This window comes from Ottowia sp., assembly GCF_035325765.1.
GTDB lineage: Bacteria > Pseudomonadota > Gammaproteobacteria > Burkholderiales > Burkholderiaceae_C > Ottowia.
This window is the reverse complement of sequence record NZ_DAOKZG010000026.1, coordinates 1-26355: the sequence shown is the minus strand read 5'-3', so window position 1 is coordinate 26355 and position 26355 is coordinate 1. Positions and strand designations below refer to the sequence as shown.

24 protein-coding genes are annotated in these 26355 nt (G+C 71.0%); 18 read left to right on the top strand and 6 right to left on the bottom strand.

What is annotated here, in order from left to right; all coding sequences use genetic code 11:
* Positions 1 to 41 precede the first annotated feature (41 nt).
* From PKA16_RS09855 to rsmA, 3 genes are all read left to right on the top strand, one after another.
* On the top strand, positions 42 to 2429 hold the full coding sequence (locus PKA16_RS09855) for an LPS-assembly protein LptD (protein WP_324402787.1): 2388 nt from the start codon (positions 42 to 44) through the stop codon (positions 2427 to 2429).
* Positions 2422 to 3807 (top strand): peptidylprolyl isomerase, encoded by a 1386-nt coding sequence (locus PKA16_RS09850; RefSeq protein WP_324402785.1) that lies wholly within the window; start codon positions 2422 to 2424, stop codon positions 3805 to 3807. Before PKA16_RS09855 ends, PKA16_RS09850 begins: the two co-directional genes overlap by 8 nt.
* 121 nt (positions 3808 to 3928) lie before the next feature.
* Positions 3929 to 4741 carry a 16S rRNA (adenine(1518)-N(6)/adenine(1519)-N(6))-dimethyltransferase RsmA gene (gene rsmA / locus PKA16_RS09845; RefSeq protein WP_324402783.1) on the top strand — a complete coding sequence of 271 codons (813 nt, stop codon included), beginning with the start codon at positions 3929 to 3931 and terminating at the stop codon, positions 4739 to 4741.
* Here the strand turns inward: rsmA and PKA16_RS09840 are convergent.
* The 3 genes from PKA16_RS09840 to trxA form a co-directional block, all read right to left on the bottom strand.
* Entirely contained in the window at positions 4689 to 5900 is a 1212-nt protein-coding gene (locus PKA16_RS09840) for an MFS transporter (protein ID WP_324402782.1), read from the bottom strand. The two genes, rsmA and PKA16_RS09840, sit on opposite strands and share 53 nt — an antisense overlap.
* Before the next feature lie 228 nt (positions 5901 to 6128).
* Positions 6129 to 7385 (bottom strand): serine hydrolase domain-containing protein, encoded by a 1257-nt coding sequence (locus PKA16_RS09835; protein WP_324402780.1) that lies wholly within the window; start codon positions 7383 to 7385, stop codon positions 6129 to 6131.
* A 234-nt stretch (positions 7386 to 7619) separates the two neighbouring features.
* Positions 7620 to 8576: a thioredoxin gene (gene trxA / locus PKA16_RS09830; RefSeq protein WP_324402778.1), complete on the bottom strand. Its 957-nt coding sequence runs from the start codon at positions 8574 to 8576 to the stop codon at positions 7620 to 7622.
* 169 nt (positions 8577 to 8745) lie between these two features.
* Between trxA and purE the strand changes: the two genes are divergently transcribed.
* From purE to PKA16_RS09805, 5 genes are all read left to right on the top strand, one after another.
* A complete protein-coding gene (purE, locus tag PKA16_RS09825) occupies positions 8746 to 9210 on the top strand; it encodes a 5-(carboxyamino)imidazole ribonucleotide mutase (RefSeq protein ID WP_324402821.1) in 465 nt (154 codons plus the stop codon).
* 160 nt (positions 9211 to 9370) lie between these two features.
* Positions 9371 to 10576, top strand: a complete 1206-nt coding sequence (locus tag PKA16_RS09820) for a 5-(carboxyamino)imidazole ribonucleotide synthase (protein WP_324402776.1) — start codon at positions 9371 to 9373, stop codon at positions 10574 to 10576.
* Positions 10573 to 11565 (top strand): L-threonylcarbamoyladenylate synthase, encoded by a 993-nt coding sequence (locus PKA16_RS09815; protein ID WP_324402774.1) that lies wholly within the window; start codon positions 10573 to 10575, stop codon positions 11563 to 11565. Before PKA16_RS09820 ends, PKA16_RS09815 begins: the two co-directional genes overlap by 4 nt.
* A 57-nt stretch (positions 11566 to 11622) precedes the next feature.
* A complete protein-coding gene (locus PKA16_RS09810; RefSeq protein WP_324402772.1) occupies positions 11623 to 12603 on the top strand; it encodes an SGNH/GDSL hydrolase family protein in 981 nt (326 codons plus the stop codon).
* A gap of 42 nt (positions 12604 to 12645) precedes the next feature.
* Entirely contained in the window at positions 12646 to 13710 is a 1065-nt protein-coding gene (locus PKA16_RS09805; protein ID WP_324402770.1) for a tartrate dehydrogenase, read from the top strand.
* Positions 13711 to 13887: 177 nt separating this feature from the next.
* Here the strand turns inward: PKA16_RS09805 and PKA16_RS09800 are convergent, their stop codons facing one another.
* On the bottom strand, positions 13888 to 14040 hold the full coding sequence (locus PKA16_RS09800) for a hypothetical protein (RefSeq protein ID WP_324402769.1): 153 nt from the start codon (positions 14038 to 14040) through the stop codon (positions 13888 to 13890).
* On the opposite strand from PKA16_RS09800, the gene PKA16_RS09795 reads away from it, so the two are divergent.
* The 5 genes from PKA16_RS09795 to PKA16_RS09775 all read left to right on the top strand — a co-directional run bounded on the left by PKA16_RS09795 (position 13973) and on the right by PKA16_RS09775 (position 18466).
* On the top strand, positions 13973 to 15190 hold the full coding sequence (locus PKA16_RS09795; protein ID WP_324402767.1) for an MltA domain-containing protein: 1218 nt from the start codon (positions 13973 to 13975) through the stop codon (positions 15188 to 15190). The two genes, PKA16_RS09800 and PKA16_RS09795, sit on opposite strands and share 68 nt — an antisense overlap.
* A 73-nt stretch (positions 15191 to 15263) precedes the next feature.
* Positions 15264 to 16277, top strand: a complete 1014-nt coding sequence (locus tag PKA16_RS09790; protein ID WP_324402765.1) for a DMT family transporter — start codon at positions 15264 to 15266, stop codon at positions 16275 to 16277.
* Positions 16274 to 16966: a tRNA (adenosine(37)-N6)-threonylcarbamoyltransferase complex dimerization subunit type 1 TsaB gene (gene tsaB / locus PKA16_RS09785; protein WP_324402763.1), complete on the top strand. Its 693-nt coding sequence runs from the start codon at positions 16274 to 16276 to the stop codon at positions 16964 to 16966. Before PKA16_RS09790 ends, tsaB begins: the two co-directional genes overlap by 4 nt.
* 91 nt (positions 16967 to 17057) lie before the next feature.
* Positions 17058 to 17567: a ribosomal protein S18-alanine N-acetyltransferase gene (gene rimI, locus PKA16_RS09780; protein ID WP_324402761.1), complete on the top strand. Its 510-nt coding sequence runs from the start codon at positions 17058 to 17060 to the stop codon at positions 17565 to 17567.
* Positions 17564 to 18466: a uracil-DNA glycosylase gene (locus PKA16_RS09775; protein WP_324402759.1), complete on the top strand. Its 903-nt coding sequence runs from the start codon at positions 17564 to 17566 to the stop codon at positions 18464 to 18466. Before rimI ends, PKA16_RS09775 begins: the two co-directional genes overlap by 4 nt.
* 625 nt (positions 18467 to 19091) lie before the next feature.
* Here PKA16_RS09775 and PKA16_RS09770 read toward each other — a convergent pair.
* Positions 19092 to 22040, bottom strand: coding sequence for a DNA topoisomerase III (locus tag PKA16_RS09770; RefSeq protein ID WP_324402757.1), 2949 nt, complete (start codon positions 22038 to 22040; stop codon positions 19092 to 19094).
* Between the two features lie 75 nt (positions 22041 to 22115).
* On the opposite strand from PKA16_RS09770, the gene PKA16_RS09765 reads away from it, so the two are divergent.
* From PKA16_RS09765 to PKA16_RS09750, 4 genes are all read left to right on the top strand, one after another.
* Entirely contained in the window at positions 22116 to 22658 is a 543-nt protein-coding gene (locus PKA16_RS09765) for an SET domain-containing protein-lysine N-methyltransferase (protein WP_324402755.1), read from the top strand.
* Complete coding sequence (locus PKA16_RS09760; RefSeq protein WP_324402753.1) at positions 22655 to 23461, top strand: biotin--[acetyl-CoA-carboxylase] ligase; 807 nt, start codon at positions 22655 to 22657, stop codon at positions 23459 to 23461. Before PKA16_RS09765 ends, PKA16_RS09760 begins: the two co-directional genes overlap by 4 nt.
* A complete protein-coding gene (locus PKA16_RS09755) occupies positions 23458 to 24177 on the top strand; it encodes an SPOR domain-containing protein (protein ID WP_324402751.1) in 720 nt (239 codons plus the stop codon). The genes PKA16_RS09760 and PKA16_RS09755 overlap by 4 nt, the downstream gene beginning before the upstream one ends.
* Before the next feature lie 196 nt (positions 24178 to 24373).
* Positions 24374 to 25036: a glutathione S-transferase N-terminal domain-containing protein gene (locus PKA16_RS09750; RefSeq protein ID WP_324402749.1), complete on the top strand. Its 663-nt coding sequence runs from the start codon at positions 24374 to 24376 to the stop codon at positions 25034 to 25036.
* Between the two features lie 71 nt (positions 25037 to 25107).
* On the opposite strand, the gene PKA16_RS09745 is transcribed toward PKA16_RS09750, so the two are convergent.
* Positions 25108 to 25584: a helix-turn-helix domain-containing protein gene (locus tag PKA16_RS09745; RefSeq protein ID WP_324402747.1), complete on the bottom strand. Its 477-nt coding sequence runs from the start codon at positions 25582 to 25584 to the stop codon at positions 25108 to 25110.
* 130 nt (positions 25585 to 25714) lie between these two features.
* Here PKA16_RS09745 and recA point away from each other — a divergent pair.
* A partial coding sequence (gene recA, locus PKA16_RS09740; protein ID WP_324402745.1) for a recombinase RecA occupies positions 25715 to 26355 on the top strand: 641 nt, incomplete at its 3' end.

Genomic DNA, 26355 nt, shown 5'->3' with positions numbered 1-26355 from the left:
TAGAGCGCGCCCGTCACGGGCCGCCGTCCGTTCCCCTGCCCGTGCGCCTTCGATCGCCCCCTCTGTCCCGCCGCCCAGCGGGTCGGCCCAGCCTGGCGCCGCTCACGCGCGCGCTCGCCGCCGGCCTGCTGTCCGCTTGCGGGGCGACGGCGGCACTGGCGCAGCCGGACGCGGCACTGGTGCTGCGCGCGACCCCGATGCTGTCGGAAGCCGTGCCCGTGCAGGGCGAGTCACCGACCTTCGTGCGCGGCGATCGGATCGAGGGTCGCGCCGGGCTGGAGACGACGATCGAGGGCCATGCCGAGTTGCGACGTCCCGGGCTGGTGCTGCGTGCCGACCGGCTCAGCCATGACGAACGCACCAACCGCGCGCGCGCGCAAGGCGACGTGCGCGTCAACCTGAAGGGCAACCGCTATGGCGGCACCGAGGGCGAGCTGCAGCTCGACGCCTTCGAGGGCTTCCTGCTGCGACCGACCTACCGTCTGCTGGCCACGGGCGCGCATGGCGAGGCCGAGCGCATCGATTTCCGCGATGCCGACCACGCCACCGTGCACCAGGGCAGCTACACCACCTGTCCGCGGCCGGGGCCCGACTGGGTGCCCGACTGGATCCTGCGCGCCGACCGGCTCGACCTGGACCAGGAGGAGGACGAGGGCCGGGCCCAGGGCGCGGTGCTGGAATTCAAGGGCGTGCCGATCCTGCCGGTGCCGGCACTCAGTTTCCCGTTGGGGGAGCAGCGCAAGTCGGGCTGGCTGCCGCCCACCGTCGGCCTGGACAGCAAGAGCGGCCTGGAGCTGTCCCTGCCCTGGTACTGGAACATCGCGCCGAACCGGGACGCCACCTTCACGCCCACCGTGATGTCGCGCCGCGGCGTCGATCTCGGCGGCGAGTTTCGCTACCTGGAGGGCAATTACCAGGGCCGCGTGAACGCCAGCGTGATGCCGGACGACCGCCTGCGCCAGCGCACGCGCTGGAGCCTGTTCGCGCGCCACAACGGGAGCCACGACACGGGTTTCGACGCCATCGGCGCGCTCGGGCTGGGGCTCAACCTGAACCGCGTGAGCGACAACGACTACTGGCGCGACTTCACGCGGCGCGGCGAGCCGCTCACGACGCGCCTGCTGGCCAACGACGGCGCCCTGTCCTGGGCGCGCGGTGACTTCTCGGCCAACGTGCGCGCGCTCAAGTGGCAGACGCTGCAGGATCCGGGGGCGCCCATCGTGCCACCCTACGACCGGCTGCCGCAGGTGACGGGGCGCTGGGCGCACACGAGCACGCACGGCCTGGACTACGCGGTCGACGGGGAATACACGCGCTTTCGCGGTGATCCCTTCTGGACTCACCAGCCCGATGCCGATCGCAGCCTGCTGCACGCGCAGCTCGCCTATCCCTGGGTGCGGCCCTGGGGTTTCCTCACGCCGCGGCTGCAACTGCACGCCACGCACTACCAGTTCGACCGGCCGCTGGCCGATGGCGCCACCACGGCCAGCCGCGTCCTGCCCACCTTCAGCCTGGACGGCGGCCTGGTGTTCGAGCGGCCGACGCGCTTCTTCGGCCGCGCCTTCACGCAGACGCTGGAGCCGCGCCTGAAGTACATCGCCACGCCGTATCGCGACCAGAGCCGGCTGCCGCTCTACGATACCGGTGCCTACGATTTCAACTTCGCCACGATCTGGTCCGAGAACGCCTTTGCCGGCAACGATCGCATCGCCGACAACCATCTGGTGACGGCGGGCCTGACCAGCCGGCTGATCGATCCCGCCACCGGCGCCGAGGCGCTGCGCCTGTCGGTTGCGCAACGCTATCGCTTCGCGCCGCAGAAGGTGGTGCTGCCCGGCAGCCTGGCCGAAGGACGCGGGCTGTCCGACGTGATGCTGGGCGCCGGCGTCAACTGGGACCCGCGCTGGGCCTTCTCCACCGTGGTGCAGTACAACCTGGAGACACGGCGCTCCACGCGCACCACCATCGACGCGCGCTATTCGCCCGAGCGCTACCACACCGTCAGCGCGGCCTACCGGCGCCAGCGCGACGTTCGCAACGAATCCATCGACCTGGGTTGGCAGTGGCCGCTGGCCGACCTGCTGGGCCGGCGCGCCGAGCTCGGCACCACGCGCCGCGCCGCCGGTGGCAGCTGCAGCGGGCGCTGGTACGGGGTCGGCCGCCTCAACTACAGTCTGAGCGAACGCCGGCTGGTGGAAGGCCTGGTCGGCTTCGAATACGATGCGGGTTGCTGGATCGGCCGCGTGGTGGTGGAAAAGCTCAACAGCTCGTACAGTTCGTCCACCAAGCGCATCATGTTCCAGCTCGAATTCATCGGCCTGTCGCGCCTGGGCACCAATTCGCTGCGCACCTTGCGCAACAGCATCCCCCACTACCAGATGCTGCGCGAGGAAGTCACTCCGCCAAGCCGCTTTACCGAATATGAATAGAACCCTGTCGAGTCTTGCTTGCGCCTGGGTCGGCCCGGCACTGTGGCTGAGCCTGGCGGGCCCCGCGCTGGCCCAATCGGGCGCCGCGGCGCAACCTGCAGCGCGGCCGATTCCGGCCGCGGCGGCCGCCGGCAGCACCTCGCGCCAGGCCGACTACATCGTTGCCGTCGTCAACTCCGAACCCGTCACCAACCACGAGGTGCGAGCGCGCGCGGCGCGCGCCGAGCGCGAGATGCAGGCGCGCGGCTTGCCACCGCCGCCGGCGGCCGAGCTGCGCAAGGAAATCCTCGAGCGCCTGATCGCCGAGCGCGCCCAGTTGCAGTACGCGCGCGAGATCGGCCTGAAGGTCGACGCTGCGGTGCTGGCACAGGCGGAGCTGGCGATCGCGCGCCAGAACCAGCTGCCCAGCGTCGAGGCGCTGCACCGGCAGATCGAGCGCGAAGGAATCTCGGTGCGCGAGTTCCAGGACGACCTGCGCAACCAGGTGCTGCTGGCGCGCCTGCGCGAGCGCGAGATCGAGCCGCAGCTGCGCGTGAGCGACGCCGAGATCGACGCCTTCATCCGCGAGCAGACCGGCGCCCAGCCCGGCGTCCCCGAGATCAACCTGGCGATGATCCTGGTGGCCGTGCCCGAGCACGCGGACGCGGCGGAGGTCGAGCGGCTCAAGGCGCGCGCCGACGAGGTGGCGCGGCGCGCGCGCGCCGGCGAGGATTTCGCCGCGCTGGCGGTCGAGTTCTCGGACGCCAACCAGCGCGGGCGCGATGGCGGCGTGCTCGGCCTGCGTCCGACGCAGCAGTACCCGGGGCTGTTCATCCAGAGCACGCAGGGCGTGCGCACCGGGGGCATCGCCGGGCCGGTCAAGTCGGACGCGGGCTTCCACGTGCTCAAGGTGCTGGAACGCAAGGTGAATCGCGAACCGCCCGAGGTGCGCATCCCGCAGACCGAGGTGCGCCACATCCTGCTGAAGATCGGCCCGACGCAGAGCGAGCAGGTGGCGCGCGAGCGCCTGGCCGACTACAAGCGCCGCATCCAGTCTGGCCAGGCCACGTTTGCCGAGCTGGCACGCGCGCACTCGCAGGACGCCAGCGCGGCCGATGGCGGCGAGCTCGGCTGGGCCGCGCCCGGCCAGTTCGTGCCCGAATTCGAGCAGGCCATGAACAACCTCGACCCGGGCCAGGTCAGCGACCCGGTGACGACGCGCTTCGGCGTGCACCTGATCCAGGTCGAGGGCCGGCGCGAGCAGGTGCTCACGGGTGCCGAGCAGCGCGAGCTGGCGCGCAACATGCTGCGCGAGAAGAAGGCCGAGGAAGCCTTCGAGACCTGGGCGCGCGAGGTGCGCGGACGCGCCTACGTCGAATACCGCGAGCCGCCGAACTGACTCATGACGAACGACTTCGCCGCTGCGCGGCGCGATGACGGATGACCTGGCGCTCACCCGCAGTGCATCCTTCACTTGTCATGGATGCCGTGCAGCGGCGAAGTCACCCGTCGTCGCCGCCATGAAGCACATCCCGCGCAAGCGCTTCGGCCAGCATTTCCTGGCCGATCCGGCAGTGATCGATGCCATCGTGCGCGCGATCGACCCCCGGCCGGGCCAGACCATGGTCGAGATCGGCCCCGGCCTGGCGGCCCTGACCGAGCCGCTGCTCGAGCGGCTCGGCCGCCTCACCGTGATCGAGCTCGACCGCGACCTGGCGGCACGCCTGCGCGCGCGCCCGCAGCTCAGCGTGATCGAGGCCGACGTGCTGAAGGTCGATTTCGGCGCCATCCGCCCGGCGCCACCCGCCACGCGCATCCGGGTCTGCGGCAACCTGCCCTACAACATCTCCAGCCCGATCCTGTTCCACCTGCTGCCCTTTGCGGCCGGCATCGAGGATCAGCACTTCATGCTGCAGAAGGAGGTGGTCGATCGCATGGTGGCGGCGCCCTGCAGCGCCGACTACGGGCGCCTGTCGGTCATGCTGCAATGGCGCTACGTGCTCGAGCACCTGTTCGACGTGCCACCGGCGGCGTTCGAGCCGCCGCCGCGCGTGCACAGCGCCGTGGTGCGCATGGTGCCGCGCGCCGAGTTCGAGCCGCTGCGCGTCGCCGCGCTGTCCGAACTGGTGCAGGTCGCCTTCAGCCAGCGACGCAAGCTGCTGCGCCATGCGCTCGGGCGCTGGCTCGAGGCGCGCGCCTTTGCCGGTGCGTTCGACCTGCAGCGACGCGCTGAGGAGGTGCCGGTGGACGAATATGTGGCGCTGGCGCTTGCGCTCGGTTTCAGGACACCGCCGGCTGCGCCGGAAAGCGGCGCATCCGCTGCGCCAGGATGAGGCCCAGCAGCAGCAGCGTCCAGGCAAACGCCAGCGCCGCCTTGAAGCCGCCGACCCCGATCAGCCAGCTGCCCGCCGCCGGGCCAAGAAACTGGCCGCCGGCAAAGAACAGCGTGACGTAGCTGACCGCGATCGGAATGTGGCGCGGCGCCACCTGGTCGGTGCTGATCGTCTGCACCATGGTGAAGGCGCCCTGGAAGGCGCAGCCGGTGAGCAGGAAGTGGACGAAGAACACCGGCAGCGCCTGCGCCAGCAGCGGCAGCGCCATGGCCGCCGTCACCAGCGCCATCGACAGCAGCAGCACGCTGGCGCGGTTCCAGCGGTCCGACAGCCAGCCCCACAGCGGTCCGGCCGCGACCGACAGCAGGCCGGCCATCGAGAACAGGGCACCGGCGACCGCGCCGTCGATGCCCGAGGCCTGCGCGAAGCTGACCATGAACAGTGCCTGCACGATGTAGACGGCGCCCAGCACCCCATAGGTCAGGCCGACCGTGATGATGCGCGGGTGGCGGTAGATGCGCCACTTGTCGGCCGCCGCGGCGGGCGTCTTGCCGGCCGCCTGCAGCGCCGGCGGATCGCGCACGCCGAGCAGCACCAGCAGGAAAACCGCTGCGGCGATCAGAGCGAACAGGCCCCAGGCCTGGCGCCAGCCGTGCGCGCCGAACAGCCGCATCAGCTGGGGCACCAGCAGGCCGGCGAGGAACATTCCGCCACCGATGCCGGTGGTCATCCAGCCGATCATCAGACCGCGGCGCAGCGGGAACCAGGTCGCGATCAGCGACAGCATGGGAGCGAAGCAGCCAGCCGTGCCGACGCCCAGCAGCAGCATCAGCGCGGCAACCAGGGCGTAGTTGCTGGCTGCCGCCAGGCCGACGAAGCCCAGCGCGATGATCAGCAGCCCGCCGAGCACCGCGTTGCGCGTGCCCCAGCGCGCGGCCGCGACGCCGCCGGGGAGCACGAACAGCAGGTAGCCCAGCGCGGTCAGCGTGCCGAGATTGCCGGCCTGGGCCAGGCTCAGGCCCAGGTCGACCTGCATCGGCGCCAGCAAGAGGCCGTAGGCCACGCGCGCCAGCACAATCGCGACCAGCGCCGTCAGCATGGCGGCCAGCACCAGCACCACGGTGCGGGGCGCGTCGGCGGCGCGTTTGGACGGGTTCACACGTCTTCGCCTTCAGCAGGACGGGAAATGACTCCGCCTGGCGCCGGCATGACGATTGATCGGCGCGTCATCGAAGCACGGCAACGTGATCCGCCATCGAGACGTGCGCTCGCGTCCGCCTTTCGCGGTGCATCGCACCGTCCGTCGGGCCGGGAGCGGCAGGGTCTGGGGCGTCTCGCGGGCCGATCCCGGTCACGTGGAATGCGGCGCCACAAGGGAAATCTCATCTCAGGCGGGCGCCCGGGTGAAGGCGCTGTAGACCAGGGTGCGCAGGTCGCGCCGCAGCGTCAGGCGCGCCGGGCTGCCGATGACCTGGGTCATGAACACCACCGCCAGGTCTTCCTGCGGATCGATCCAGAACGCGGTCGAGGCCGCCCCGCCCCAGAAGAACTCGCCGGGGCTGCCGGGCAGGTGCGAGCGCGCCAGGTCCATGGTGACGGCGCAGCCGAGCGAGAAGCCCACGCCCTCGTAGCCCGATTCGGTGAACAGCCCGGGGCCGGCGACCAGGTCGGACAGCAGCCTGCCGCCGGGCAGCAGGTTCAGGCTGAACAGCTCGACCGTCTTGGGCGAGAGGATCTGCACGCCGTCCAGCGTGCCGCCGCCCAGCAGCATGCGGCAGAAGCGCAGGTAGTCGTGCGCCGACGACACCAGGCCGCCGCCCCCGGATTCCAGCTTGGGCGGCTGGGCGAACGCGCTCTTGCGCCCGTCGTCCAACGGCGCGATGCCGCCGCCTTCCCCGGGCTGGTAGCAGGTGGTCAGGCGCGCGACCTGGTCCGGCGGGCAATGGAAGTCCGTGTCGTGCATGCCGAGCGGCTCGAACAGGCGCGTGCGCAGGAACTCGCTGAAGCGCTGGCCCGAGAGCTTCTCCACCAGGTAGCCCAGCACGTCGATGGAGACCGAGTAGTTCCAGTGCGTGCCCGGCGAGAAGTCCAGCGGCAGCGTGGCCAGCGTCTCGATCATCGCCTCCAGCCCACCCTCGGTCTGGAAGTCCGCGACCTTCAGGCGCCGGTAGGCCTGATCCACCGGCGTGCGCATCATGAAGCCGTAGGTCAGGCCGGCGGTGTGCGTCATCAGGTCGATCACGCGCATCGGGCGCTGCACCGGAGTGGTCAGGTACTGGGTCGGCTCGGCGCCCAGCAGCGAGGGCATGCCGGTGGCGTACACGCCCAGCGAGCGCCAGGCCGGGATGTGCGTGTGCACCTCATCGTCCAGGCCGAGCTTGCCCTCTTCCACCAGCATCATCACCGCCACCGCCGTGATCGGCTTGGTCATGGAATAGATGCGGTACAGCGCGTCCTCGCGCAGCGCCTCGCCGCGCTCGCGGTCGGCCAGGCCCACCAGGTTGGCGTGTGCCAGCCGGCCACGGTGCCAGACCAGGGTCTGGAAGCCGGGCAACAGGCCGCTCGCGACATAGCGCTCGGTCATCACGCGATCGAGCAGGGCGAGGCGCGTGCGCGACAGGCCGGTGGCTCGGGGCTGGGTCATGGCGGGTTCCTCCGGATTGTTCTGGGTTCGGGCAGCGGATTCAGGCGCACTGGAATGGCGGGGTGGCGGCCCTGCCGGCGCGGCCGGGATCGTGCGAGCATGCCGGTGCGCCCGTCAGCGACCTGCCGCGCGGCCCCATCTTGACCAACATGCATGCCCCTTGTCCACGCCAGGGTGTTGCATCCGCGACGCCAGCACGCGCCTTCATCCGGTGCGCAGCGCCCTGAGGGGACGTCAATTGAGCGCCATCGACAGCTTGCGCCGGTAGCTCGACAGCAATTCGGCCTGCGGGTCCTCCTGCCGGGCGTCCTTGCCGGTCAGCTCGATGCCGCCCGCGCTCTGGCCCGTGCCTGCCGCACCGGCGCGCGCGGGCGGCGGGGTGAGCAGCTCCAGGATGGCGACGTAGGTCTTGCGCGCCGCTTCGTCGTTCCACTTGCGGTCGCGCAGGATGATCTCCAGCAGTTCGTCCATGCTGGCGGTCCACTGGCCCTCGGCCATCAGCGCCTGCGCCTTGGCGAAGCGGGTCTCGAAGTCGCGCTTGTCGGCGGCGATCTTCGCGTCGAACTGCTCGACGCTCCAGTTGCCGCGCTCGTCGCGCTGCACGAACTCGATCGCATCGAGCCAGCGGCGCAGCGCCTCGAAATGCAGCGGACGAGGTTCGCGCGCCAGCGGCTCGCGCAGCGCCTCGGCCGCCTGCGCGTAGGCGCCGGTCGCGATCAGCAGCCGCACGTAGTCGGCGCGCGCGTCGTCGTTGCCCGGGTCCTGGGCCAGCGCCTCGGCCAGCTTGGCCAGCGCGGCCTCGGTGTCGCCGGACTCGAGCAGGGCGCCGGCTTCGTCGGCCTGGGCCTCGGCCGCCAGTGCGCCCTCGCTCGGCACGTGCTTGTCCAGGAACTGGCGCACCTGGCCTTCGGCGAGCGCGCCCATGAAGCCGTCGACGGGCTGGCCGTTCATCAGCAGGATGCAGGTCGGGATGCTGCGGATGCCGAACGCGGCAGCGAGCTGCTGCTCCTGGTCGGAGTCGATCTTGGCCAGCTTGAAGCGGCCGCCGTACTCGGCCTCCAGCTTTTCCAGGATCGGGCCCAGGGTCTTGCAGGGCCCGCACCAGGGGGCCCAGAAGTCGACCAGCACGGGGGTCTGCATCGAGGCGGCAATGACCTCGGCTTCGAAGTTTTGGACGGTGACGTCGATCATGAGGCGGTCTGCAGGCAAAATAGATAAATGGTCCGGCCATTGTGCAAGAAATGAATATCGCGCCCCGTTTCCATGTCGCACGCCGCCGGCCCCATGTCCGGGCCGCGGCCCCATGCGTGCCTGCGGTTCCGAGGTGCCACCCGTGACCCGGCCCCTGGTCGGCGTGGTCATGGGCTCCAGCAGCGACTGGGACACCATGCAGCACGCGGTGCAATTGCTGCAGCAGCTCGGCGTGGGGCACGAGGCGCGCGTGGTATCGGCGCACCGCATGCCCGACGACATGTTCGCCTACGCCGAGGGCGCGGAGGCGCGCGGACTGCGCGCCATCATCGCTGGTGCCGGCGGCGCCGCCCACCTGCCCGGCATGCTGGCAGCCAAGACCCTGGTGCCGGTGCTCGGCGTGCCCGTGCCCTCGCGCCACCTGCAGGGGGTCGATTCGCTGCACTCCATCGTGCAGATGCCGCGCGGCGTGCCGGTCGCCACCTTCGCCATCGGCACCGCGGGCGCCGCCAACGCCGCCCTGTTTGCTGCCGCCATGCTGGCCGCCGAGGATGCTGCGCTGCGCGCGCGCCTGCAGGCCTTCCGCGCCGAACAGACCGCCGCTGCGCGCGCCATGACGCTGCCGCCCGGTTGAGCGCGTGGCATCCCGGTTCACGGTCCATGAACACCCATGCGCAGAGAACACAGGCGATGCAGCAAGGCCGTTTTGCTGGCTTGTCTTGCCTCCCCTGCGAAATTTCCGCGTCCTCTGCGCATGGATGTTCGGATGGTCGTGCCCTTCACCTGAACCTTCCATGTCCACCCACCTGCCCCTGCTCCCCGGCACGCTGATCGACGGCCGTCCGGCCACCCTGGGCGTGCTGGGTGGCGGCCAGCTGGGGCGCATGTTCGTGCACGCGGCGCAGGCCATGGGCTATGAGACCGTGGTGCTGGATCCGGACCCGGCCAGTCCGGCCGGGCGCGTCAGCCACCACTTCATCCAGGCCGACTACCGCGACGCCAGCGGCCTGGCCGAACTGGCGCTGCGGGCCCATGCGGTCACCACCGAGTTCGAGAACGTGCCGGCCGAGAGCCTGGCGCAACTGGCCGCCAAGCTGCCGGTGGCGCCCATGGCAGAAGCCGTTGCCATCGCGCAGGACCGCATCCGCGAGAAGGCGCACTTCGCGCGCTGCGCCGCTGCCAGCGGCGTGGCGCCGGCCGCGCACGCTGCCATCGAGCGGCCCGCCGATCTGGCCGCCGTGCCCGAGATGCTGCTGCCGGGCATCCTGAAGACGGCGCGCCTGGGCTACGACGGCAAGGGCCAGGCGCACGTGGCCACGCGCGCCGAGCTGGCGGCGGCGTGGGAGCGCCTCGGGCAGGTTCCCTGCGTGCTTGAGCAGCTGCTGCCGCTGGCGGCCGAATGCTCGGTCATCGTCGCGCGCGGCCGCGATGGCCAGGCCGTCAGCCTGCCGCCGCAGCGCAACCTGCACCGCGATGGCATCCTTGCGCTGACCGACGTGCACGACGGCAATCTGCCCGCCGCGCAAGCGCGCCAGGCCGAGCTCGCCACGCAGCGCATCGCGGCCGAGCTGGACTATGTCGGCGTGCTTTGCGTCGAATACTTCCTGCTGCGGGACGGCCGCCTGGTGGTCAATGAAATGGCGCCGCGTCCGCACAACAGCGGGCACTACAGCATCGATGCCTGCGAGGTCTCGCAGTTCGAACTGCAGGTGCGCACCCTGGCCGGCCTGCCCCTGGCCGAGCCGCGCCTGCGGGGCGCGGCGCTCATGCTCAACCTGCTGGGCGACCTGTGGTGGGGTGCGGACGGCTTGCCGCGCACGCCGCCCTGGGCCGAACTGCTGGCACTGCCGGGCGCGCACCTGCATCTGTACGGCAAGAGGGAGGCGCGGCGCGGCCGCAAGATGGGACACCTGACTTTCACCGGCCCCGATGCCGCCGGCGTGCGCGAGCAGGCGCAGCGCGCCGCGACACTGCTCGGGCTGGAGGCGTTCCGACGATGATACTCGACGGCAGCCAGGCGGACGCCATCGCCCGCGCCGCGGACGCCCTGGCGGCGGGCGAACTGGTCGGCCTGCCGACCGAGACCGTGTATGGCCTGGCGGCGGACGCCGACAACGCGGCCGCGGTGGCTGCGATCTACCGCGCCAAGGGCCGGCCGGAGGATCACCCGCTGATCGTGCACGTGGCCAGCGCGACCGACGTGGCGCGTTTCGCAACGACCGTGCCGGCATTCGCGCAGCGCCTGATGGCGGCCTGCTGGCCCGGCCCCCTGACCCTGATCCTGCCGCGGCGTGCCGGCGTCGCCGAGCGCGCGGCCGGCGGCCAGCCGACCATCGGCCTGCGCTGTCCGGCGCACCCGGTGGCGCGTGACCTGCTGGCGGCCTGCGCGGCGCGCGGCGTGCACGGCCTGGCGGCGCCCAGCGCGAACCGCTTCGGCCGCGTCAGCCCGACCACCGCTGCCCATGTGGCAGCCGAGTTCGGCGACGCGCTGCTGGTGCTCGACGGTGGCCCCTGCCCGATCGGCATCGAGTCCGCCATCGTCGATGCCACGCGGGCCGCGCCGGTGCTGCTGCGCCCGGGCCAGCTCGGCCGTGCCGCGCTGGAGCGCGCCGCCGGCGAGCCGCTGCTGGCGGACGATGCCCTCCTGCAACAGGCGCCGAAGGCCTCGGGCACCCTGGCCGCGCACTACGCGCCACGCGCGCGCCTGCGCCTGATGGAGGCACGCGAGCTGCGTGCCGCGCTCGACATCCTGGGCAGCGAGGCACGCCACATCGCGGTCTGGTCGCGCGCGCCGCTGCGCTCGGCCAGCAGCGCCCTGCTGCTGCGCCGCATGCCGGACGATGCCGCGGACGCGGCGCGCGAGCTGTTTGCCGTGCTGCGCAGCTTCGACGACGCTGGCGTCAAGCTGATCTGGGTCGAGACGCCGCCCGCCGGCGCGGACTGGGATGGCGTGCGCGATCGCCTCGAGCGCGCCGCCGCGGCCGCGTGAGCCCTGCCGGCAGGCGCGACACTCGTTAAACTTCGCCTTTTGCCTGGAGCCTTGCCCATGACCCGTCCCTGGACTGGTTTTTCCATCCGCCGCGTCGCTGTCGGCCTGGCGCTGGGCGCAGTCGCGTTGCTGGCGGGGTGCGGCTCGAGTTCGGTGGTTTCCGACCTTCAGGCCGAACGCTTCATCGCCGTCGGCGACGGTTTCTCCGACGTCGGCCAAGGCCCAACTGGACAGCCCTACACGGTTGCGGACGGTTCGCCAACTTGGCTGCAGCAACTCGCTTCCTATTACAAACTCGAGGTCAAACCGGCATCGGCGGGCGGCTGGGGCTATGCTCAGGGCCATGCTCGGGTGGACAGCGCGGATCCGAGGGGCGCTCCGAGCGTCAGGGAGCAGGTCGACGAGCTGCTGGCCGCCACCACCCTGGATCCCAAGAAAGACGTGGTGTTCATCAATGGCGGCATGAACGACATCGTGGCCGCAGTCGAGGCCACCGGCATCTCGGAGGCCACGAACAAGGCGGTCGAAGCTGCCGCCGACGCCCTGGCAGAGCAGGTCCGACGGCTGCGCGACGCCGGCGCGCGTCACATCGCCGTGATCGGCGTGTACTGGCTGGGTCAGAGCCCCTGGGGCCGGGCATACGGCCACCGGGTGGAACTGAACGAGCTGTCAAACCGCTTCAACACGAGACTGCTGGTCGGGGACCAAAAATCAGTTCTGGGTATCGCGCCATTCCAGGACAATTCGGTGGCGTATGTCGATGCGGCGGCCTTTTACTACACGGGTGTGAGCACGGACGTCGACCGCGTAAACGACAGGTGGAAGAGCATGCCGATCGACAATCTCGGTGACGCCGTCTGCAATACGCCCGATGCGAGCACGTGTACTCCTTCTACGCTTAAGGCCGGGGTGAGCGACTATGACCGCTACCTGTTCGCCGACGACCTGCACTTGACGCCGGCTGCGCAACGCTTGTTCAGCGATAGTGGCTACAGCATAAAGGGTAGCGTCTATTACGAATTGCACGAGCGTTGGTGAAACCTGGGGATCCATGCATCCACCCCCGACGCTAACTTTCTCATGAGTTGCGTGCACCACATTGCCATCATCCCCGGCGACGGCATCGGGCGCGAGGTCATGCCCGAGGCGCTGCGTGTGCTGCGAGCGGTGCAGCAGCGCTTCGGCATCCGGCTCGAACTGACGTCGATCGACTGGGCCAGTTGCGACCACTACGCACGCACCGGCCAGATGATGCCGGACGACTGGAAGCAGCAACTGCAGGACCAGGATGCCCTGCTGTTCGGCGCCGTCGGCTGGCCCGCGAGCGTGCCCGACCACGTCTCGCTCTGGGGCAGCCTGCTGAAATTCCGGCGCGAGTTCGACCAGTACGTCAACCTGCGCCCGGTGCGCCTGTTCGCCGGCGTGCCCTGCCCGCTGGCCGGCAAGCAGCCTGGCGACATCGACTTCCTGGTGGTGCGCGAGAACACCGAGGGCGAATACACCAACCTGGGCGGCGTCATGTACGCCGGTACCGAGCGCGAGATCGTGGTGCAGGAGACGGTGATGAGCCGCTTCGGCGCCGACCGGGTGCTGAAGTTCGCCTTCGAGCAGGCCGCCGCGCGGCCACGCCACAAGCTCGACGTCGCCACCAAGAGCAACGGCATCGCGATCAGCATGCCATGGTGGGATGGCCGCGCCGACGCCATGGCGGCGCACTACCCGCAGGTGGCGGTGGAGAAGCACCACATCGATATCCTGGCGGCGCGCTTCGTGCTGCAGCCCGAGCGTTTCGACGTGGTGGTGGCGAGCAACCTGTTCGGCGACATCCTGTCCGACCTCGGACCGGCCTGCACCGGCACCATCGGCATCGCGCCCTCGGCCAACCTGAACCCGGAACGGCGCTTCCCGAGCCTGTTCGAGCCGGTGCACGGCTCGGCGCCGGACATCGCCGGGCGCGGGATTGCCAATCCGATCGCCATGGTCTGGTCGGCGGCGCTGATGCTGGACTTCCTGGGGGAGCGCGCGGCGCACGACGCCATCCTGACCGCCATCGAGCAGGTGCTGGCGGCCGGGCCGCGCACGCCCGACCTCGGCGGCAGCGCGAGCACCGCCGAGGTGGGCGCCGCACTGGCCGCGCAGATTTGATCGCTCGCCTGTCCGTGCCGTCGCGCCCCTGTGCTCCCTCTGGAGCAGGGGTCAACGCCCCGGCCTGGTGCGTGCCCGGGCCTGGCACCCGCGCCCGGCGCGTCGCTTGATACAAAAAAGATAGCTACATGGGCCACCCAGGCACCGCAGTCGTGCCGGCTTGACCCATAATCGGCGTCATTTCGGAGCGCTTTCCGGCGCTTCCGGCTTGCTCTCGGTCGAGGCTTCGGGCGGCAGCTCGCCCTTGCGGCGGCCTGAAAACATGGTCCACCAGATCAGCAGTACGAACAGCAGCAGCGCGCCCAGCGCTTCCAGCAGCAGCAAGGTCATGAGACGGGCATTCCGGTTGATTGGCGCAGCGGCCATTGTAGGAATGCTGGCCTCGTGCGCGCTCAAGCCGCCGGCGGGTTCCCCGGCGCCGCCCGCACCCACCGAGGCGCCGCTGCCAACACTGGTGGACGTGCCCGATGGTCCGCCCATCGGCCCGGCGCTGCAGCGCCCGCGCAGCCGCTGGGTGCCGGTGCGTTGGGCCGAGCTGCCGGGCTTCGAGGAGGACGCGACCCACGAGGCCTGGAACGCCTGGCTCAAGAGTTGCGAGCGCCCGGCCGCGGCCTTCAAGGCCTTGTGTGGCGAGGTGCGACGCCTGTCGCTGGCGACGCCGGGCGAGCAACGCCAGTGGATGCGCATGCGCCTGCAGCCCTATCGCATCGAGCCCCTGGCCGGTTCTGCCGACGGCCTGCTGACCAGCTATTTCGAACCGGTGTACGAGGCCACGCGCCAGCGCCAGCCCGGCTTCGAGACGCCGGTCTTCCGGCCGCCGCCCGGCCTGGCCCGGCGCCGACCCTGGTACACACGGCAGGAGATCGATACCCAGCCCGAGGTGCGCAGCCAGCTGACGGGCCAGGAGATCGCCTGGCTGGCCGACCCGGTGGATGCGCTGATCCTGCAGATCCAGGGCTCGGGCCGGGTGCGCGTGACCGAGCCCGATGGCAGCCAGCGCCTGGTGCGCCTGTCCTTTGCCGGCACCAATGACCAGCCCTACCGCAGCCCGGGTGGCTGGCTGCTGGCTCAGGGTCTGATCCAGGACGCCACCTGGCCCGGCATCCGGGGCTGGCTGGCCGCCAATCCGGGGCGCCTGCAGGATTTCCTGTGGAGCAATCCGCGCGTCGTGTTCTTCGGCGAGGAGGCACTGACGCCGCTCGACCAGCAATTCGGCCCGCGCGGTGCGCAGGGCGTGGCGCTGACGCCGGGGCGCTCGATCGCGGTCGATCCGCAAAGCATTCCCTACGGCACGCCGGTCTGGCTGGCCTCCAGTGGCCCGGTCGCCAACCTCCAGCGCCTGGTGCTGGCGCAGGACACCGGCAGCGCCATCATCGGGGCGGTGCGCGCCGACTATTTTGCCGGCTGGGGCCCGGAGGCCGGCGACTTCGCCGGCCGCCTGAAGCAGCCGCTGCGCCTGTGGGCGCTGTGGCCGAAGTGAAGCCGGCCTGAGCGACCCGGCCCGCTGAAGGGGTCCGGCTTCGCGGCCATCGCGGCACCGCGATAATCGCCCCATGCGCACACCCTCGCGTGCCGTCGGCATCGTGGCCGCCGTGGTCACGGTGGCCTTGTGGACCGGCTTCATCGTCATCGGCCGGGCCTCGGCCGCGCACACCTTGCTGCCCTACGACCTGGCGCTGGTGCGCATCGGCGGCGCCGGCCTGGTGCTGCTGCCCTGGAGCCTGTGGCTCACGCGCCCGGGCCGGCCGCTGCGTGCGCAAGCCTCGCTTGGCGGGCTGTCGCCGGTGCCACTGCGCCAGACCGTGGCGACCGGCCTGTTCGGCGGCCTGCTGTACGCCGTGCTGTGCTATGCCGGTTTCTTCTTTGCACCCGCGGCGCACGCGTCGGTGCTGATGCCGGGAAGTCTCCCGCTCTGGTCGGCGCTGCTGGCGCTGCCGCTGCTGGGCGAGCGCCTGACGCCGGCGCGCGTGCTTGGCCTGGCCTGCATCGCGGGCGGCGACCTGCTGGTGGGCGGCGCCAGCCTGCTGGCGGCGCTGGATGGGGGCGAGGTCTGGAAGGGCGACCTGATCTTCGTGCTGGCCGGCTTCTGCTGGGCCATGTACGGGGTGCTGGTGCGGCGCTTCCGGCTCGACCCGGTGCATTCGACCATGGCCATCACGGCACTGGCCTGCGTGGCCTACCTGCCGCTGTACGCGCTGCTGTCCAGCCAGGGGCTGATTCCGACGCGGCTGGCGCAGGCGCCGCTGGCCGAGATCTTGCTGCAGGCCCTGTTCCAGGGCGTCGGCGTGGTGGTGATCGCCGGCATCACCTTCGTCATCATGGTGCAGGTGTTCGGCCCTGTGCGCTCGATGATGCTGACGGCGCTGGTGCCCGGGCTGTCGGCGCTTGGCGCGGTGGCTCTGCTCGGCGAGCCGCTGGGCTGGAACCTGGCGGCGGGCCTGGCGCTGGTGACCCTGGGCATCCTGTTTGGCGTGCGCACCGGCAGCCCGCGCGCGGGCGCCGCGGCCGTGCCGTCCGGCGCCGCCGAGCAGGCCCTGCCGGGCGCGGTCCGGAGACGTCCATCATGAAGCTGCTGGCCTTCGACACCAGCACCGAGCGCATGTCGGTGGCCGTGCGCGCCGGCGCGCGCCAGTGGCTGGCCGACGGACCTGCGGGCGCGCAGGCCTCGGCGACGCTGATCCCGACGATCCGCGCCCTGCTGGGCGAGGCGGGCCTGGCCCTGGCCCAGCTGGACGCCATCGTGTTCGGTCGCGGGCCGGGCTCGTTCACCGGCCTGCGCACGGCCTGCGCCGTGGCCCAGGGCCTGGCCTTTGGCGCCGGCGTGTCGGTGCTGCCGCTCGACACACTGCTGGCGCTGGCCGAGGATGCGCGCCAGGCGCACGCTTGCACGCAGGTGCTGGCGCTGCTGGATGCGCGCATGGACCAGGTCTATGCCGCGGCGTGGTCCTGGAGCGCCGAGGCCGGCTGGAGCTCCCACGGTGCGACCGTGGTATGCGCCCCCGAAGCGCTGACCCTGCCGGCCGGTGCGCCGGCGCCCTGGGTGCTGGCCGGCAACGCCTTCGCCGTCCATGGCGCGCGCCTGCCGGCACCGCTGCAGGCCCTGCCGCGACTGGCTGCGATGCCCACGGCCGAGGCCCTGCTGCGCCTGGCCCCGGCGGCGCTGGCGAGTGGCGGTGCGTTGCCGCCCGAGCAGGCCCTGCCGCTCTATGTGCGCGACAAGGTGGCGCTGACCACGGCGGAGCGGATGGCGCCATGAAGACTTCCTGGCCCGCACGCGCCTTCGCTGCAGCGGCCTTGTACCGTTGTCCGGCGTCAGCCGGTGCCGGGCGTGCAGGAGCGGCTGCGACATGAGCGCCATTCCAGGCACGCCCGCGTGCGCGTCGCCGCTCACCATGCTGGAAGCGCGCTTCGAGCCCATGACGCTGGAGCGCCTCGACGCCGTGCTGGCGGTGGAGCAGAGCGCCTACAGCCACCCCTGGTCGCGTGGCAACCTGCGCGACAGCATCCAGGCCGGACACCAGGCGCAGTGCCTGCTGGCGGGTGACGAATTGCTCGGCTACTTCATCGCCCTGGCCGGATTCCGGGAGGTGCACCTGCTCAACATCACCGTGGCGCCGGCGCATCAGCGGCAGGGCTGGGCCCTGGTGCTGCTGGACGCCCTGGCGCTGTGGGCGCGTGGTCAACAGGCCGAATGGCTGTGGCTGGAAGTGCGCGCCAGCAACTCACGCGCTCAGCAGATCTACCAGCGCCGTGGATTCGCCCAGGTGGGCCTGCGCAAAGGCTACTACCCGCTGGGCCATGGCGTGCGCGAAGACGCCGTGGTGATGAACCTGCGGCTGGCCGAGGCAGGGGGATGAGCCTGCACCTGACCGCGCGCCAGCGCGCCATGCTGGCTGAAATGGGCGTGCGGCTGTGGCTGCCGCGCGGCCAGGTGCCCGTGGCGCCCGCGCCGGAGCCGCCGCGGCCCGCGCCAGTGCAGCAGCCTGTGCCGGCTGCGCGCGCCTCGGCTGCAGCCGTGCCAGCCGAGCGAGCCGAGCGAGCAGTGGCGCAACGCCCACGTGCCGGCTCGACGGGGGTGCCACCCGGCGCGTCCGATCTGGCGCCACTGCCAGCCGGCATCGAGTCGATGGACTGGGCCGAACTGGAGGCAGCCGTCGCCAGCTGCCGTGCCTGCGGCCTGTGCGCGGGTCGCACCCAGGCGGTGTTCGGCGTCGGCAGCCGCACGGCCGACTGGATGGTGGTGGGCGAGGCGCCGGGAGAAACCGAGGACCGCCTGGGCGAGCCCTTCGTCGGCCAGGCCGGCAAGCTGCTCGACCAGATGCTGGCCGCCATCGGCCTGTCGCGCCGCGCCGGCACGGTTGCCGACCCTGGCGAGGCCGACGCGGGGCGATCCTGGCAAGGCGTCTACATCGCCAACGTCATCAAGTGCCGGCCGCCGGGCAACCGCAACCCGCAGCCGGATGAGATCGCGCAATGCGAGCACTACCTGCGCCGCCAGGTGGCGCTGATCAAGCCCCGGGTGATCCTGGCCATGGGTCGCTTTGCGGTGCAATCCCTGCTGAACACCAGCGAGCCGATCGGCCGCCTGCGCGGGCGCGTACACGAGTACCAGGGCGTCCCGGTGATCGTCACCTACCACCCGGCCTATCTGCTGCGGGCTCTGCCCGACAAGGCCAAGGCCTGGCAGGATCTGTGCCTGGCGCTGGCGACCTGGCGCGCGCTGGCACCCCCCGCCGACAGCACGGATTCAGCCTAATAAGGCGACGCTGAACAAGTCTCCGTGATGCGGCGCACCCTGCATGGGGATGGGATGCAAGGCGCGAAGCGCAGCAATAGCCGAAGCTATTGCGAGCATTTGCAACGCCGCAGACCGCCGCAGGCAGGGATGCGCAGCGCGCGAGGGACTTGTTCAGCGTTGCCCTGAAAGCGGCAGTTGGACGCGCTCGCCCACCAGGTGGAGGTGATCGAAGCAGCGGAAGTCAAGGTTCATGCGGCTCTCGTGAAGAAGGCAAGCGATCAACTGCCGCTTTTGGGTTGAACCTGGAAGCTGCGCGATTGGACGCACCCGTCAGTGCTGTGGCGGGCGCGCCAGGCGACGTCGCCCACCGCGCGGCACACCGGTCCGCGGTCTCCTCGCCCTGGCAGGGCGCGGCGCGGCCAAGGGCCGCACCCGTTCGCTCGCCCCTGAGGCGCGCAGGCGCCTTTGGAGCCGCAGCACCCGCCCTTGCCTGGCACCCCGAAGGCGGCACTGGCGGGTGCATCCAACTGCCGAATCGGGTCGGCGCTGAACAAGCTCCCACGATGCGGCGCGCCGTGCATCGGGATGGGATGCAAGGCGGAGCGCCGCGGCGGCAGCGCTGCCTTGGGCTGGACCCTCGGGCTCAGCGCAGGTGCTGGCCCGCAATCCCCGCCAGCTTGAACATGCCGACGCGGTCGGCGCCCAGCACCGGCCGCAGCTTGGCGTCGGCGACGATGGTGCGCTTGTCCTGCGGGTCCTGCAGGCCGTGCGCCTTGATGTAGTCCCACAGCTTCTTCATCACCTCGCCGCGGCCGAACGGACCTGCGCCGATGACGGCCGCGAGTTCCGGGCTGGGCTGCAGATTGCCGGCGCGCGGCGTCCTCTCGGTCTTTGGCGCCTTGCCGCCACTGGCCGGAACGCTCTTGCGCGATGTTGCCGGCCTGGCGATCTTCTTCGCGGCCGCCGCCGGCGCGCTGGCACGGGTCGCTGGCGCAGCGGTGGTGCTCTTGCGCGGCGGGAACTTGCGCGCTCCTTCGCGCGGCTCGAACTCGAAGCCGACCTTGCCCTCGTCCGCGTTCCAGGCCAGGCGCGCCTTGAACGGGCGACGCGTGCGCTGGCTGACGAAACCTTCCAGCAGGTCGGTCTTGCCGGTCGCCAGCAGCTTGCCCATCTGCTCGGGCGTGACGGCCTGCTGCAGGATCACCTGGCCGCTCTTGAAGTCGCAGCTGGGCACGGGCTGTGCTGCGGTGGGCACGCTGCGCTCGCACACGTAGCTCTTGCCGAAGGCCCGCACCGGCGCGCCGCACTTGGGGCAGGGGCCGAGGCCGGGCTCGTGCGACAGGTCGACCAGCTCGCCCGACTGCTCGGCGCGCGCGTCCTCGCCGAAGTCGAATTCCAGCTTCCAGTTGCCGGCCTCGGGGTCATGCACCAGGGCCAGCTCGGCGCTGAAGGGCCAGCCCGCCTTGCTGCGAAAGCCCTCCAGCGGGCCGATGTGCCGGTCGCGCAGGAAGATCTCGGCCTCGTCGGTCGAAAAGGTGCGTCCGCCCGGGATCTTGGTGAAGGAAAAGCCGCAACCCGCGCCGTCTCCGCCGGTGCCGGTGCAGGCATAGCGCCGGTAGTTTTCCTTGACCACGCCGCCACAGTTGGGGCAGGGCGCGTGCAAAGTCACGTAGTCGCCCGGCACGCTGTCGCGATCGTATTCCTTGGCCTTCTGCACGATGCGTTCGGTCATGGCGGCAATCTCGCGCATGAAGTCGGCGCGCGCGAGTTCGCCGCGCTCCATCTGGGCCAGCTTGTACTCCCACGCGCCGGTGAGCTCGGGGCTGCAGAGCTCGTCCACCTGCAGTCCGCGCAGCAGCGTCATGAGCTGGAACGCCTTGGCCGTGGGGAGCAGCTCGCGCCCCTCGCGCAGCAGGTACTTCTCGCCCAGCAGGCCCTCGATGATGGCCGCGCGCGTGGCCGGTGTGCCCAGACCCTTGTCCTGCATCGCTTCGCGCAGCTCGTCGTCGTCGATCGCCTTGCCCGCCCCTTCCATGGCACCCAGCAGCGTGGCCTCGGTGTAGCGTGCGGGCGGACGCGTGTGCAGGGCCTTGACCTCGGTCGACTCGTTGTGCACGGTCTCGCCGGGCCGCACCGGCACCAGCGACTTGCCCTCGGCGCCGTCCTTGCCTTCGCCCTGCTCGCCCTCCGCCTCCTTGCCGTAGATGGCGAGCCAGCCCGGCCGCACCAGCACCTTGCCGTTGCTCTGGAAATTGTAGCTTTCGCCTTCATGAACCGCGGTCGTGACGCGCGTGGTGATCTGGTATTCGGCCGCCGGGTAGAACACCGCCAGGAAGCGGCGCGTCACCAGGTCGTACAGCTTGCGCTCGGCCTCCGACAGCGCGCCCGGCTCCTGTAGTGTCGGGATGATGGCGAAGTGATCCGACACCTTGCTGTCGTCGAACACGCGGCGCGTCGGCTTGACATAGCCCTCGGCCAGGGCCCTGGCCGCGTGTGGCGCCAGGTGCGGCTGGTGGCCGCCGGCCAGCATCTCGAAGGTCTGGCGCGCCACGGCCAGGTAGTCCTGCGGCAGGTAGCGCGAATCGGTCCGCGGATAGGTCAGGGCCTTGTGCCGTTCGTACAGGCTTTGCGCCAGCGCCAGCGTGGTCTTGGCGGAAAAGCCGAACTTGCCGTTGGCCTCGCGCTGCAGGCTGGTCAGGTCGAACAGCAGCGGACTGAGCTGGGTGCTCGGCTTGCTCTCCTCGCGCACGCTGCAGGGCTGGCCGCGCACCGCCTCGGCGACGTGGCGCGCCAGGCGCTCGTCCCACAGCCGATCCGCGCGCGCGTCGGGGTCGCTGCCCTTCTTCCAGGCCGGATCGAACCAGCGGCCAGCGTAGCTGCCGGCCTCGGCCCCGAAGCGGGCGTGTACCTCCCAGTACGGGCGCGCCACGTGCCTGCGGATCTGCTCCTCGCGCTCGACCACCACCGCCAGCGTCGGCGTCTGCACGCGCCCCACGGTGGTCAGGAAGAAGCCGCCACCCTGCGAGTTGAACGCCGTCATGGCGCGCGTGCCGTTGATACCGACCAGCCAGTCGGCTTCGCTCCTGCTGCGCGCCGCGTCGGCCAGGCCCTGCATCTGCTGTTCGCTGCGCAACTGGTCGAAGCCGTCGCGGATCGCCTGCGGCGTCATGCTCTGCAGCCACAGGCGCCGTACCGGCTTGCCCAGCGGCTTGCCGCCCCCCGCGTACTGCTCGATCAGGCGGAAGATCAGCTCGCCCTCGCGTCCTGCATCGCAGGCGTTGACCAGCGTGCCCACGTCCTTGCGCCGGGCCTGCCGGACCACGGCGGCCAGGCGCGCCTTGGTCTTTTCCACGGGCTTGAGATCGAAGTGCGGCGGGATCACGGGCAGGTGGGCAAAGCTCCACTTGCCGCGCTTCACGTCGTACTGCTCGGGCGCCTGGATCTCGACCAGGTGGCCGACGGCGCTGGTGACGACGTAGTCCGCGTTCTCGAAATGATCGGCGTGCTTTTCGAACTTGCCCGCCACGGGCGTGAGGGCGCGCACGATATCCTGCGCGACCGAGGGTTTCTCGGCGATGACCAGTGTCTTCATGAGTCTCTTTAGAATCCGGTGTCCTCGCGCGCCTGCGCGCGCACGTGCATGAATTCAAGATAGCAAAGATTTTTCATGACGCGCAAATCCCTTCCTGCCGCGGCCGCGGCGCCCGTGCGTCCGGCAGGCCGGCGCATCCAGGTGCGGCGTTCCGGCGTGCACGGCAAGGGCGTGTTCGCGCTGGTCGACATGGCGCGCGGCACGCGCATCATCGAATACGTCGGCGAGGTCATCAGCTGGGACGAGGCCCAGCGGCGCCATCCGCACGACCCCGAGGACCCGAACCACACCTTCTACTTCCACATCGACGAGGACCGCGTCATCGACGCCCTGCACGGCGGCAACGCCTCGCGCTGGATCAACCACAGCTGCCAGCCCAACTGCGTCGCCGACGAGCAGGATGGCCGCATCTTCATCAAGGCCCGCCGCGCCATCCGCGCCGGCGAAGAACTCAATTATGACTACGGCCTGGTGATCGACGAGCCGCTCACCGACGAGCTCAAGGCCGAGTTTGCCTGCCGCTGCGGCAGTCGCAACTGTCGCGGCACCCTGCTGACGGGCGGCCTCGAGCCCGAGGCGCCGCCGCGCAAGCGGCGCCGCGGCTCCGGGGCGCCATGACCCAGCCGCTGCGCCTCGACTGGCCCCGGGCCCGGTTGACCGCGTCGCTCGCGGCCCTGTGGCCCGGCCTCGCGGTCGAGATCGTGCCCACGATCGATTCGACCAACACCGAGTTGATGCGCCGCGTGCGCGCCGGCGCGCTGGCGCCCACCCTGCTGGTGGCCGAAACCCAGGACGCGGCGCGCGGGCGCCTGGGTCGCGCCTGGGACAGCGGCGCGCCGGGCGCGGCGCTCAGCTTCTCGCTCGGCCTGCCGCTGGCACCCAGGGACTGGTCCGGCCTGTCGCTCGCAGCCGGACTGGCGGTGGCCGAGAGCCTGCATCCGGCGATCGGGCTGAAGTGGCCGAATGACCTGTGGTGGCAGGGGCGCAAGCTGGCCGGGGTGCTGGTCGAGACCGCCGGTGGGCCGGCGCCGGATGGCGCGCGCGTGGTGGTGATCGGCGTCGGCCTGAACCTGCAGGTGCCGGCTGACGCCGGGTTCTCCACCGCTCCGGCGGGCCTGCAGGCCTTGCTGCCGGGCATCGGCGCGCCGGATGCGCTGCTGCGCATCGCGCCGGCACTGGTGCAGGCCGTCCAGGCCTTCGAGCGGGTCGGCTTCGCGCCGCTGCTGGCCCGCTACGCGGCGCGCGACGTGCTGGCCGGGCAGGGCGTGCGCCTGTCCGATGGCACGCAGGGCGAGGCCTGCGGCCTGGCGCCCGACGGCGCCCTGCGCGTGCGCACGCCGCAGGGCCTGCGCGAGGTGCGCAGCGCCGAGGTCAGCGTGCGCCCGATGGCGGCGCCCGAGACACCGGGGGCCGGGGGATGACGCTGCGCCACCTGGTGGTCCTGCTGCTGCTCGCCAACCTGGCGTTCTGGTCCTGGTCCGAGGGTTGGCTGCGCGAGATCGGGCTCGCACCCGAGACCGCCGCCGAGCCCGATCGCCTGGCGCGTCAGGTGCTGCCGCAGTCGCTGTCCATTGGACCCGCGCCACGTCCGGTACCTGGCCGTGGCGAACAAGGATCGGCGCCCGTGGCCGTTGCAACGCCTGCCGCGCAGACGCCCCCCGTCAGCCCGGCGCCGGCGCCCGCGCCGGTGGCGGGCAGCACGGCCTGCCTGCAGGCGGGCCCGTTCGACGCGCCTCAAGCCGACGCCCTGCGCAGCGCGGCCGCGAGCTGGCCGCCGGGCAGCTGGCGTCTGGAGGGCAGCCAGCTGCCGGGACGCTGGATGGTCTACCTCGGTCCCCTCGCCGACGCCGATGCCGTGGCCGGCAAGCGCGGGGAGTTGCGCGAGCTCGGGGTCGGCGTCGATCGTCCGGGGGCGGCGCTCGAACCCGGCCTGTCGCTGGGCCGCTTTGCCACGCGCGAGTCGGCCGACCGGGCGTTGGTCGAACAGGAGCGCAAGGGCGTGCGCGGCGTGCGCGTGGTGCAGGAGCGCCAGGACACGCCGGTGCACATCCTGCGGCTGCCGCGCGTCGACGCTGAGCTGCGCGCGCGCCTGGGCGAGCTGCCGCTGGCTGGTCGCGAGCTGCGTCCCTGCGATTGATGGCGTTTCGCAGCCAGCGGCCGGATCAGGGCCCGCCACCCGGACACATGGCGTGGGCACGGCGCGCTGCGGGCCTGCCACGACCGCGCCGCGGATCGGTCGATCTGGCCGCGGCGGCGTGCGAGCGGGCCCCGGTTTGCGTCGGCGGCCGGGTCCGCTATGCTTGCGCCCATATGCCCTGCCCGGGAGACTGGCCATGACCCTGAAGCTCTACTACGCGCCCGGTGCCTGCTCGTTCGTGCCGCACAGCATGCTGGAGCAGGTCGGTGCCACCTTCGAGCCGGTGGCGATCAAGCTGCACAAGGACGAGCAGCACAGCGCGGAATACCTGGCCGTCAATCCGCGCGCCCAGGTGCCGGTGCTGGTCGACGAGGGGACCGTGATCACGCAGATCGTGGCCATCGTGCTGCACATCGACGCGCTGTTTCCCGAAGCCGGCTTGATCCCGCGCGAGCGGCTCGCGCGCACCCGCTTCATCGAGACCCTGGCCTGGATGAACAACACCGTGCATCCGACCTTCACCCATGTATTCATGCCGTTCAAGTTCAGCGACGACGAGGCGGCGCGCCAGGCCATCAAGGCGCATGCGCTGGGCCAGTACCGCCAGTTGCTGGACGAGCTGCAGGGGTTGCTGCGCCGGGCGCGCGCGGAGGGCCACGACTGGCTCGGCGGCGCGCACTGCGGCGCCCTCGACACCTACGCCCTGACCCTGCTGCGCTGGGGCACGATCGCCGGCATCGACCCCGAAGACACGCCCGAGCTGTGGGCCCACGTGCAGCGCACGGCCCAGGTGCCGGCCGTCGGACGCGCTATGGCCCGCGAGCGGCTGCAACTGAGCCTGTACCGACCCGCTACCTGACGCTGGTCGCCGGGAGCGCGCCTGGGCGTGGCCGGCGGTCCCGTGGCTTTGCCGAAGCTTCGGGCGGCAAGCTACGCCCCGCTGCCGTAGATTTCCAGCCCGAGCGCCACCACCGTCGCCACCTCGGGACCGACGGCAGCGCGAAACTCGGCCTCGGCCTGCGCCACCGCAGCCTGGAAGGCCGCCAGCCAGTCGAGGCCGAGCGGTGTGAAGGCGATGCGGCGCGCGCGCGCATCGAGCGGATCCGGCTCCCGCGTCACCAGGCCCCAGGCTTCGCACTGGTCGACGAGGTGGCCCATGGACTGCTTGGTCATGCCGGCCCAGGCCGCCAGTTCGGTCAGGCGCGCGCCCGTCAGCGGTAGGTGGCGCGTGATGTGGATGTGCGCCGCCCCCACCTGGTCGCGCGCTGCCAGGTTCGACAGCGCCAGCGGCGCTTGCTCGCTGCGTGCCATGAGCTGCAGCACGCGCGCGTCGAAGCGCCGCAGGGCATGGCCCAGCGACCGGCCCAGGTGGCTCTGGCGCCAACGGTCATCGGTCAAGTTAGGCATCGTCATATAGTAAGTCAAACTGACTTGATAATGGCTTGTGCTCATCAAGTGGATTGATATACAGTCCTGTTCAGGCATCCAGGGTTTTGCCATCGACCAGGGCAACCCATTGATCAACAAGGAGAAAATCATGGACATGGCGATTGCCGACAAGGCCGAAAAGGCCAAGGCCCTGCAGGCCGCACTGGCGCAAATCGAAAAGCAGTTCGGCAAGGGCACCATCATGCGTCTGGGCGAAGGCGAGCAGGTGGCCGACATCCAGGTTGTCTCCACCGGCTCGCTCGGGCTCGACGTCGCCCTGGGCGTGGGTGGCCTGCCGCGCGGCCGCGTGATCGAGATCTACGGCCCCGAGAGCTCGGGCAAGACCACGCTGACCCTGCAGGTCATCGCCGAGATGCAGAAGCTCGGCGGCACCTGCGCCTTCATCGACGCCGAGCACGCGCTCGACACCGGCTACGCCGAAAAGCTCGGCGTGCGGCTGTCCGACATGCTGATCAGCCAGCCCGACACCGGCGAGCAGGCGCTCGAGGTGGTCGACTCGCTGGTGCGCTCGGGCGCCATCGACCTGGTGGTGATCGATTCGGTGGCGGCGCTCACGCCCAAGGCCGAGATCGAGGGCGACATGGGCGACAGCCTGCCTGGCCTGCAGGCGCGCCTGATGAGCCAGGCGCTGCGCAAGCTGACGGCCACCATCAAGAAGACCAACTGCACGGTGATCTTCATCAACCAGATCCGCATGAAGATCGGCGTCATGTTCGGCAGCCCCGAGAC

Coding starts and splice junctions, on each gene's coding strand:
- trxA (WP_324402778.1), bottom strand. CDS start 8,576: ATGATCGACGTCACCGTCCAAAACTTCGAAGCCGAGGTCATTGCCGCC.
- PKA16_RS09800 (WP_324402769.1), bottom strand. CDS start 14,040: ATGACCTTGCTGCTGCTGGAAGCGCTGGGCGCGCTGCTGCTGTTCGTA.
- PKA16_RS09745 (WP_324402747.1), bottom strand. CDS start 25,584: ATGCCTAACTTGACCGATGACCGTTGGCGCCAGAGCCACCTGGGCCGG.
- PKA16_RS09750 (WP_324402749.1), top strand. CDS start 24,374: ATGACCCTGAAGCTCTACTACGCGCCCGGTGCCTGCTCGTTCGTGCCG.
- PKA16_RS09770 (WP_324402757.1), bottom strand. CDS start 22,040: ATGAAGACACTGGTCATCGCCGAGAAACCCTCGGTCGCGCAGGATATC.
- PKA16_RS09765 (WP_324402755.1), top strand. CDS start 22,116: ATGACGCGCAAATCCCTTCCTGCCGCGGCCGCGGCGCCCGTGCGTCCG.
- rsmA (WP_324402783.1), top strand. CDS start 3,929: ATGAAGCACATCCCGCGCAAGCGCTTCGGCCAGCATTTCCTGGCCGAT.
- PKA16_RS09815 (WP_324402774.1), top strand. CDS start 10,573: ATGATACTCGACGGCAGCCAGGCGGACGCCATCGCCCGCGCCGCGGAC.
- PKA16_RS09805 (WP_324402770.1), top strand. CDS start 12,646: ATGAGTTGCGTGCACCACATTGCCATCATCCCCGGCGACGGCATCGGG.
- PKA16_RS09835 (WP_324402780.1), bottom strand. CDS start 7,385: ATGACCCAGCCCCGAGCCACCGGCCTGTCGCGCACGCGCCTCGCCCTG.
- PKA16_RS09795 (WP_324402767.1), top strand. CDS start 13,973: ATGGTCCACCAGATCAGCAGTACGAACAGCAGCAGCGCGCCCAGCGCT.
- PKA16_RS09755 (WP_324402751.1), top strand. CDS start 23,458: ATGACGCTGCGCCACCTGGTGGTCCTGCTGCTGCTCGCCAACCTGGCG.
- PKA16_RS09775 (WP_324402759.1), top strand. CDS start 17,564: ATGAGCCTGCACCTGACCGCGCGCCAGCGCGCCATGCTGGCTGAAATG.
- PKA16_RS09790 (WP_324402765.1), top strand. CDS start 15,264: ATGCGCACACCCTCGCGTGCCGTCGGCATCGTGGCCGCCGTGGTCACG.
- PKA16_RS09850 (WP_324402785.1), top strand. CDS start 2,422: ATGAATAGAACCCTGTCGAGTCTTGCTTGCGCCTGGGTCGGCCCGGCA.
- PKA16_RS09820 (WP_324402776.1), top strand. CDS start 9,371: ATGTCCACCCACCTGCCCCTGCTCCCCGGCACGCTGATCGACGGCCGT.
- purE (WP_324402821.1), top strand. CDS start 8,746: ATGGGCTCCAGCAGCGACTGGGACACCATGCAGCACGCGGTGCAATTG.
- PKA16_RS09810 (WP_324402772.1), top strand. CDS start 11,623: ATGACCCGTCCCTGGACTGGTTTTTCCATCCGCCGCGTCGCTGTCGGC.
- rimI (WP_324402761.1), top strand. CDS start 17,058: ATGAGCGCCATTCCAGGCACGCCCGCGTGCGCGTCGCCGCTCACCATG.
- PKA16_RS09760 (WP_324402753.1), top strand. CDS start 22,655: ATGACCCAGCCGCTGCGCCTCGACTGGCCCCGGGCCCGGTTGACCGCG.
- tsaB (WP_324402763.1), top strand. CDS start 16,274: ATGAAGCTGCTGGCCTTCGACACCAGCACCGAGCGCATGTCGGTGGCC.